General features: G+C 60.0%; 7 protein-coding genes and 1 pseudogene. 4 read left to right on the top strand and 4 right to left on the bottom strand.

Going from position 1 to position 8,309, the window contains the following annotated elements; all coding sequences use genetic code 11:
- From P0D70_RS35805 to acnA, 4 genes are all read left to right on the top strand, one after another.
- Positions 1 to 151, top strand: a 151-nt coding sequence (locus tag P0D70_RS35805) for a citrate/2-methylcitrate synthase (protein WP_408187992.1), incomplete at its 5' end; no start/stop codon positions are given.
- Between the two features lie 103 nt (positions 152 to 254).
- Complete coding sequence (locus P0D70_RS35800) at positions 255 to 761, top strand: hypothetical protein (RefSeq protein WP_091804907.1); 507 nt, start codon at positions 255 to 257, stop codon at positions 759 to 761.
- A gap of 25 nt (positions 762 to 786) precedes the next feature.
- Complete coding sequence (locus P0D70_RS35795; protein ID WP_091804910.1) at positions 787 to 2,238, top strand: bifunctional 2-methylcitrate dehydratase/aconitate hydratase; 1,452 nt, start codon at positions 787 to 789, stop codon at positions 2,236 to 2,238.
- A gap of 40 nt (positions 2,239 to 2,278) precedes the next feature.
- Positions 2,279 to 4,996, top strand: a complete 2,718-nt coding sequence (gene acnA / locus P0D70_RS35790; protein WP_091804913.1) for an aconitate hydratase AcnA — start codon at positions 2,279 to 2,281, stop codon at positions 4,994 to 4,996.
- A 105-nt stretch (positions 4,997 to 5,101) separates the two neighbouring features.
- On the opposite strand, the gene P0D70_RS35785 is transcribed toward acnA, so the two are convergent.
- The 4 genes and pseudogenes from P0D70_RS35785 to P0D70_RS35770 form a co-directional block, all read right to left on the bottom strand.
- The gene (locus tag P0D70_RS35785; protein WP_408187991.1) at positions 5,102 to 6,163 is read right to left on the bottom strand and encodes a hypothetical protein; all 1,062 of its coding nucleotides are present in this window, start codon (positions 6,161 to 6,163) and stop codon (positions 5,102 to 5,104) included.
- Positions 6,160 to 7,176 carry a sensor histidine kinase gene (locus P0D70_RS35780; protein ID WP_408187990.1) on the bottom strand — a complete coding sequence of 339 codons (1,017 nt, stop codon included), beginning with the start codon at positions 7,174 to 7,176 and terminating at the stop codon, positions 6,160 to 6,162. Before P0D70_RS35780 ends, P0D70_RS35785 begins: the two co-directional genes overlap by 4 nt.
- Positions 7,177 to 7,188: 12 nt before the next feature.
- On the bottom strand, positions 7,189 to 7,797 hold the full coding sequence (locus tag P0D70_RS35775; RefSeq protein ID WP_091804922.1) for a response regulator transcription factor: 609 nt from the start codon (positions 7,795 to 7,797) through the stop codon (positions 7,189 to 7,191).
- Positions 7,798 to 8,041: 244 nt separating this feature from the next.
- A pseudogene (locus P0D70_RS35770) lies at positions 8,042 to 8,309 on the bottom strand (OmpA family protein); the annotation flags it as partial.

Raw genomic sequence — 8,309 nt, 5'->3', positions numbered from 1 at the left:
GATGTTCACGCCGCTCTTCGTGATCGCGCGCACGGCCGGCTGGAGCGCGCACATCATCGAGCAGCGCATCGACAACAAGATCATTCGTCCGAGCGCAAATTACACCGGACCCGAGAATTTGAAGTACCTGCCGCTAAATAGGAGAAAATAGCGGTCGCTGTGCGCTTTCAAAGCGCGTGCAGTTTAACCACGCGGTCGCCAGGACCGGTAGCCCGCGGAATGTTTAACTGAAACTAGATAGAAAGGTTTTCTCCATGAAAAAGCTGATGATCGCCGCCGTGATTGGCGCCCTGTCCACGACGATGCTGGCCGTCGCGACTGACGCCGTCGCGCAACCGGCGACCACCACGAAGCCGGCAGCCAACGCTGTCCCGAAAAAACCGCAGCCGAAGCGCCTGATCAAGCGCAAACCGAACCCGGCCAAGGAAGCAAAGGTCGATCCGGTGCCGGAAGGCGCGGAAAAGTGGTCGTGCAACGAAGGCCTCGCGTTCGAACTGAAGGGCGACATGAAGCGTGACCAGATCGTCACGGTTCACTGGGCTAACAAAAATTACAATCTGCCGCGCGAAGCAACCACCACGGGCGCAGACCGTTTCCACGACGCCGCAACGGGCATGGATCTCGTCGTGATCCCGACGAAGGCCATGTTGTTCTCGGACAAGGACAGCTCGCGCCTGGCCGACGAGTGCAAGACGGCAGCCATGGTCGAAGGCGCTCCGGCTCCGACGCAATCGAACGCGATCAACAAGAGCAGCAACTAAGTATCGTCATCAGGAAAACGTCCCGATGTCCGCTCCGATTTCCAACGTGCGACCCGACCCGGATCAAGTCCTGGTCGATATCGTCGATTACGTGCTGGAGTATCAGATCGACAGCACGCTCGCGCTGGAAACCGCGCGTCACTGCCTGATCGATACGCTCGGTTGTGGACTCGAGGCGCTCACCTACCCAGCCTGCACCAAGCTGATGGGACCGATCGTGCCGGGCACGATCGTCCCCAACGGCGCGAAGGTGCCCGGCACGTCGTTCCAGCTGGATCCCGTTCAGGCCGCCTTCAATATCGGCGCCATGATCCGCTGGCTCGACTTCAACGACACATGGCTCGCCGCCGAATGGGGCCACCCGTCGGACAACCTCGGCGGCATTCTCGCGACAGCCGACTGGCTCTCGCGCAGCGCCATCGCAGCCGGCAAAGAGCCGCTGGCGATGAAAGACGTGTTGGTCGCCATGATCAAGGCGCACGAAATTCAAGGCTGTATCGCGCTCGAGAACTCCTTCAACAAGGTTGGGCTCGACCATGTGCTGCTGGTGAAACTGGCGTCGACCGCGGTGGTCGGCCAGTTGCTCGGTCTCACGCGCGACGAGCTGATCAATGCGGTCTCGCAGGCGTTTGTCGATGGGCATGCGCTGCGCACGTACCGCCACGCGCCGAACACCGGTTCGCGCAAGTCGTGGGCCGCGGGCGATGCGACATCGCGCGCGGTGCGTCTCGCGCTGATCGCGAAGACCGGCGAGATGGGCTATCCGTCGGTGCTGACGGCGAAGACGTGGGGCTTTTACGACGTTCTGTTCAAAGGCAACGCATTCAGGTTCCAGCGTCCGTACGGTTCGTATGTGATGGAAAATGTGCTCTTCAAGATTTCTTTTCCGGCAGAATTCCACGCACAAACGGCGGCGGAAGCCGCGATGAAGTTGCATGCGCAACTCAACGCAGCCGGAAAGCATGTGGACGACATTCGCAAGATCACGATCCGCACGCATGAAGCCGCGATTCGCATCATCGATAAGAAAGGCCCGCTGAACAATCCGGCCGACCGCGATCATTGCATTCAGTACATGATCGCCGTGCCGCTGATCCACGGCCGCCTGACGGCCGCGGACTATGAAGATTCGACCGCACAGGACGCGCGCATCGACGTGCTGCGCGCGAAGATGGAATGTGTCGAAGACCCGCAGTTCACGAAGGATTACCACGATCCGGAGAAGCGCTCGATCGCCAATGCACTGACGATCGAATTCAACGACGGTTCGACATTCGACGAAGTCGTAGTCGAATACCCGATCGGTCATAAACGTCGTCGCGAAGACGGGATTCCGTTGCTGGTCGAGAAGTTCAAGACCAACCTCGCGCGCCGCTTTCCGGTCAAGCAACAACTGGCGATTCTCGACGCGTCGCTGGATCAGGCAAGGCTCGAAGCCATGCCGGTCAATGAATACGTCGATTTGTACGTCATCTAGTCAGGTACAGTAGTTCCGCGATCAAACCAAGGAAAACACCATGGCCCACAACCTCCACAAAACGCTCAAGGAATTCGACAGCGGTTCCGGCAAAGGCAAGTTCTACTCCCTGCCGCAACTCGGCAAGGCACTGAACATCAAGATCGACCGCCTGCCGGTTTCGATCCGTATCGTGCTGGAATCGGTGCTGCGTAACTACGACGGCAAGAAAATCGCCGAAGAACACATTGAGCAACTCGCGAACTGGAAGCCGACCGCAGCGCGTGTCGATGAAATTCCGTTCGTGGTGTCGCGTGTCGTGCTGCAAGACTTTACTGGCGTGCCGCTGCTCGCCGACATCGCCGCGATGCGCGGTGTCGCGAAACAGATGGGCAAGGATCCGAAGTCGATCGAACCGCTGGTCCCGGTCGATCTGGTCGTCGATCACTCGGTGCAGATCGATCACTTCCGCGAAAAGAATGCGCTCGACCTGAACATGAAACTGGAATTCCAGCGCAACAACGAGCGCTACCAGTTCATGAAGTGGGGCATGCAGGCATTCGACACGTTCAAGGTCGTGCCGCCGGGCGTCGGTATCGTTCACCAGGTGAACCTGGAATACCTCGCACGCGGCGTGCACAAGAAGGCTGAAGGCGCGGACACGGTGTACTACCCGGATTCGCTGGTCGGCACCGATAGCCACACCACCATGATCAACGGTATCGGCGTGGTGGGCTGGGGCGTGGGCGGCATCGAGGCGGAAGCCGGCATGCTCGGCCAGCCGGTGTACTTCCTGACGCCGGACGTGGTCGGCGTCGAACTGAAGGGCAAGCTGCGCGAAGGCTTGACGGCAACCGACCTGGTCCTGACCGTCACCGAACTGCTGCGTAAAGAGAAGGTAGTCGGCAAGTTCGTCGAGTTTTTTGGCGAAGGCACGAAGTCGCTGTCGCTGCCGGATCGCGCAACGATCGGCAACATGGCGCCGGAATATGGCGCAACGATGGGCTTCTTCCCGGTCGACGAAAAGACCATCGACTATTTCAAGGGCACGGGCCGCACCGACGCAGAAATCTCCGCCTTCGAAAACTACTTCAAGGCGCAAGGTCTGTTCGGTATTCCGAAGGCCGGCCAGATCGACTACACCAAGGTCGTCACGCTGGATCTCGGCACGGTGACGCCGTCGCTGGCCGGTCCGAAGCGTCCGCAAGACCGTATCGAAATCGGTCATGTGAAGTCGACCTTCAGCGACCTGTTCTCCAAGCCGGTGGCGGAAAACGGCTTTGCGAAGAAGGCGGAAGACCTCGACGCGCAATACACCACGAGCAACGGCGTCGACGTGAAGAACGGCGACATCCTGATCGCGGCCATCACGTCGTGCACGAACACCTCGAACCCGAGCGTGCTGCTCGCCGCCGGCCTGCTGGCGAAGAAGGCTGTCGAAGCCGGTCTGACGGTCGCTCCGCACATCAAGACGTCGCTGGCGCCGGGATCGCGTATCGTCACGGAATACCTGACGAAGACCGACTTGATGAAGTATCTCGACAAGCTCGGTTTCACGCTGGCCGCTTACGGTTGCACGACCTGTATCGGTAACGCGGGCGATCTGACGCCGGAACTGAACGAAGCGATCACGAAGAACGACATCGTCGCGGCAGCGGTGCTGTCCGGCAACCGTAACTTCGAAGCGCGTATTCACCCGAACATCCGCGCCAACTTCCTGGCCTCGCCGCCGCTGGTCGTCGCTTACGCGATCGCCGGCAACATCACGCGCGACCTGATGACTGAACCGGTCGGCAAGGGCAAGGGCGGCAAGGACATCTACCTGGGCGACATCTGGCCGACCAGCGAAGAAGTCAACGCACTGCTCAAGTTCGCGCTGGACGCCGACGCGTTCCGCAAGAACTACGCGTCGCTGACCAAGAAGGGCGACCTGTGGAGCAAGATCGAAGGCGAAGAAGGTCAAGTCTACGACTGGCCGAAGTCGACCTACATCGCTGAGCCGCCGTTCTTCGGCAAGGACTTCTCGATGACGCCGGCCGACAGCATTGCTGCTGTGACGAACGCGCGTGCACTGGGCATCTTCGGTGACTCGGTCACGACCGACCACATCAGCCCGGCTGGCTCGATCAAGGAAGACTCGCCGGCGGGCAAGTGGCTGAAGGAAAACGGCGTGCAGAAGGCCGACTTCAACAGCTACGGCTCGCGCCGCGGCAACCACGACGTGATGATGCGCGGCACGTTCGCGAACGTGCGGATCAAGAACCTGATGATCCCGGCGAAGGCAGACGGCTCGCGCGTGGAAGGCGGCCTGACGATTCACCAGCCGAGCGGCGAACAACTGTCGATCTATGACGCAGCAATGAAGTACATCGACGCCGGCACGCCGACCGTCGTGTTCGCGGGCGAAGAGTACGGCACGGGCTCGTCGCGTGACTGGGCTGCAAAGGGTACGCAACTGCTGGGCGTGAAGGCTGTGGTCGCACGCAGCTTCGAGCGGATCCACCGTTCGAACCTGGTCGGCATGGGCGTTCTGCCGCTGCAGTTCAAGGGCTCGGATAGCGTGCAGTCGCTCGGTATCACCGGCGAAGAAACGTACGACATCGAAGGCCTCGGCGCTGACTTCAAGCCGCAACAGGAAGTGACGCTGGTGATTCGCGGCAAGGACGGCAAGGAGAAACGCGTGCAGGTACTGCTGCGTATCGACACGCCGATCGAAGTCGACTACTACAAGCACGGCGGGATTCTGCCGTTCGTGCTGCGTTCGCTGCTGGCCGCTTAAGGCTGGCGATAGCGCAAACAGCTTGGCTGTTTTGCAGGGGCTGCGTCCTGTGGAGGACGTGGCCGACTTTGAAGCCCGACCATTGGTCGGGCTTTTTTTTCGCCGCTACTTCGGGATGCGACCTGTCTGGAACGCGTCCGGGTTGTCGGTGATCCTGCGCTGGGTCATGTGGACGCTCCAGTCGGTATCACCCGGCGTCGGCGCGCCGGTGCGCGTTGTGATTGTCGCGCGACGCATCTGCGCCGCCCAATCGAGCAGCGCCGTGCGCTCGGCCGTTTCATTTGCGGACGAGGAGCGTGCAGTCCACTCGGATGACTTCGACGCGGAGGGCCGCGTGGCCGGGTTGGCTGTGCGGCTCAATGCGAGGCGCCCGTCGACTTGCGCTTTGCTGAAGCGCACGATCGGAAGCGGGTGATCCACCTTCGCGGGACGGCTCGGCGCCGTTCGATGCATCGGCTCTCGCAGCTCGGCATGTGACGCGATCTGTTCGATACGTTGCGGCTTTGCAGTCGGGACATGGCCAAACGCAGTGCGCGGGGACGTATTAGTCTGCGTAGGCGCTCCGGACACTGCGGCCTTTGGTGTCGCATTGGTCTGCGCGGGCGTTCCGGACACAGCAGCCTTTGGTGTCGATATTGAACTAGCCGCCAAGGCTTCGTCTTGCGCAATCGTTCCGGCGAATTCAGCTGGCGAACGAAGCGCCACCGGCCGTGTTACCGCCGTGGCCGCCAGCTTGCCCGCGTCGTGCGTCGTACAGGTGGTCAGCAGCCAGGCTAGCGCAATGCTGCAGCCCGCGAAGATCGCCGCTCCGAGCACATGATCCGACCGCGTCGAACGCGGGCGCACACGCCCCATCTCCAGGTAATACCTCGCTTCGGCCAGCTGTTCGTCGAAGCGGCGCGAGTGGTCGCGCCGTTGAGGCAGTTTATAGAACAACAGAAACTTCACGCCCGGTGGAAACGGCCCGCGACGTGCCGCCGACGCCCCGCGTTGTACCGCATTCTCGATTACCTGTTGAGCGCCGGTGCGTGCTCCGGGTTGCGGTTCGCGTTGCGCCGCGGTCTGCGCCGGCCGCCGCCGCGATCCGAAGGGCGGCGGCAATGCATCGAACGGCCGCGCGACCGGAAGCGCCAGATCGCCTTCGATCAAAGCCAGCGGTCGGCTCATCGTGAGGTGCTCCGGTACGCGCAGGCCGTTGCTTCGAGTTGCGTGACAAGGATTCTCGCGCGCGCCATTAGCGCGTCGGCTAAGGTGGCTCTGTGCTCACGAGGCGATACGCTCGCGCGCCGCAACGCGTCCATCAAATCTCGCGCGCCGACGAGCCCCACTGCGCCACTCAAACGGTGCAGCACACCTTGGAGATGCTCAAAGTGACCTTCACGAAGCAACCCGCTGAGCCGCCCGAGGTCGTCGTTCATTGCGTCACGCCAGTTGGTGATAAATGCTTGAAGATCGACTCCCTCTTCAGACAAGGCATCCAGATAACGGCTGTCGAAGGGCTCAAAGGAGCCGCTCGTTGAGCGATCCCGTGGCTGCGCGGCTCTGGAGAAAGGAGGCGTCTCGACGTTACCGCAAGTCGTTTGCGCGGACCGCGCCGATTGTTCGACGCAAAACGGCGCGTTGAAGATTGCTCGAGGGCCTTCCTCAAGATCGCTCGAGACGCAGAGTTCGCCGCGCATGCGCTGCGCCAATATTCTGCAAAGCGACAAACATGCTTCAGCGTCGCCAAGCCATCTGGCCATCTGTGGATCTTCAACAGTTGGAGCGTAAAGTGGCTGCGGGACAGCGGGCGCGTGTTTGACGGGCGCATCGACCACGCTGATAAAAATTCGTTGCGAGTTCGAACTCAACGGCTGTGCCCGCACGACGAGCGAAATCTCTCCCTGCATGGTGAGTTGAATCGTTCGATTGAGCAAATGGAAAACGAGCTGACCCAGGCGGGCACCGTCGGCAAGAATCGTTTCAGCTACCGATTGATCGACACACACGCGCAAACGCAAGTCGCGACGACGTGCGAATGGAGTGAGCAGAGCGATAACACCATCTATCACTTCGCGCAGATCCGTCATGCTCTCGTCGAGAACGAAAGCGCGGGATTCCAATGGCGAGGCGTCCAGCAGATCGTTAAGCGTTTGACGCCACGTACACGCGGAAGAACGGGACAGGCTCACAATGGTCATAGCCTACACAACCTAATCGACCAAACGATGCGAAGTCGCAAACTCGATTAGTCCTGCCAATGACGAAAGACCGAGTTTTTCCTGGATGCGGCTCTTGTAGGTGCTGACAGTTTTGTCGCTCAAGGATAGGCGGACGGCAATGTCCCGATTGCTCACACCGCGCGCCAGATATTGCAATACCTCCACCTCTCGCGCTGACAAAGCGCTCAGTCCGCTCACGGCCTCAGCTTCGGCGCTGTCAGCCGGGAAGCAGTCGTAGCCAAACAAGACCGTTTTTAGCGCAGTGAGCAGTTCACTGATTTCCCGGCCTTTTCCGACATAACCATTTGCGCCGGCGCTGCGCGCATAACCGGCCATAATATGTTCAGGTTTGGCAGAAAGAACAAGAATACATATTTTTGTATTTTTATCTCGAATTCGGCGAATCAAGGAAAGCCCGTCGAGCCTCGGCAAGTCGAGATCGATAATAACCAGATCCGGACTTTCCGCGAAAACCATGGCCAGACCTTCCTCCCCGTCGCCGCATGCGCCGACCAGTTCCAGTTCCGGGTCAGCATGCAACACGCTGGCTATTGTCCCCCGAATGATCGGATGATCGTCAATAATCACGATTCTCTTCATTAGCCGCTCCATTTTCTGATATTAATTAATGGGCGAAACCGAATCGACATAGCCCAACAAGAATCAAATTAAATATTAGCAATATTGCGGAAACATTTCTTCGAGGCGACACAGCGATATTTCCGCAATATTCAGGGGATTTTTCTTTCACGGAACATTGAAATTCCTTACGCGCAGACCGCCATTGCCAACACTCGCGAAAGCAGGAATGGCCCGGCCGTGACAGCCGGGCCATTCTTCACCCTCAATGCTCCTGCTGGTCTTGCAGATCGGGTTGGTTTTGCGTCCGCTGGTACTGCGGCAGGGCCGACGTCCGCGCGCTCGCCGCACTTGCGTGCACGAAGTCCAGTTCGACGCGACGGTTCGGTCCCAGACAGGCGATCAGAGCCTCGTGGTTGCGTTCGTTACACTGCACCACCGGGTCTTCCTTACCGCGACCGCGTGCCGAGATCGGTGTGGTGACACCGCCGCTCTGCAAGTAACGCTTCACAGTCTCAGCACGTTTGGCTGAC

Origin of the sequence: Paraburkholderia sp. RL17-381-BIF-C, from assembly GCF_046026435.1 — a bacterium.
Taxonomy (GTDB): Bacteria; Pseudomonadota; Gammaproteobacteria; order Burkholderiales; family Burkholderiaceae; genus Paraburkholderia.
Note: the sequence above shows the minus strand (reverse complement) of the source record. Positions and strands in the feature narration are given on the sequence as shown.

Excerpts from the sequence above, each read along its gene's own strand:
- P0D70_RS35780 (WP_408187990.1), bottom strand. The coding sequence starts at position 7,176 with ATGACCATTGTGAGCCTGTCCCGTTCTTCCGCGTGTACGTGGCGTCAA.
- P0D70_RS35785 (WP_408187991.1), bottom strand. The coding sequence starts at position 6,163 with ATGAGCCGACCGCTGGCTTTGATCGAAGGCGATCTGGCGCTTCCGGTC.
- P0D70_RS35795 (WP_091804910.1), top strand. The coding sequence starts at position 787 with ATGTCCGCTCCGATTTCCAACGTGCGACCCGACCCGGATCAAGTCCTG.
- acnA (WP_091804913.1), top strand. The coding sequence starts at position 2,279 with ATGGCCCACAACCTCCACAAAACGCTCAAGGAATTCGACAGCGGTTCC.
- P0D70_RS35800 (WP_091804907.1), top strand. The coding sequence starts at position 255 with ATGAAAAAGCTGATGATCGCCGCCGTGATTGGCGCCCTGTCCACGACG.
- P0D70_RS35775 (WP_091804922.1), bottom strand. The coding sequence starts at position 7,797 with ATGAAGAGAATCGTGATTATTGACGATCATCCGATCATTCGGGGGACA.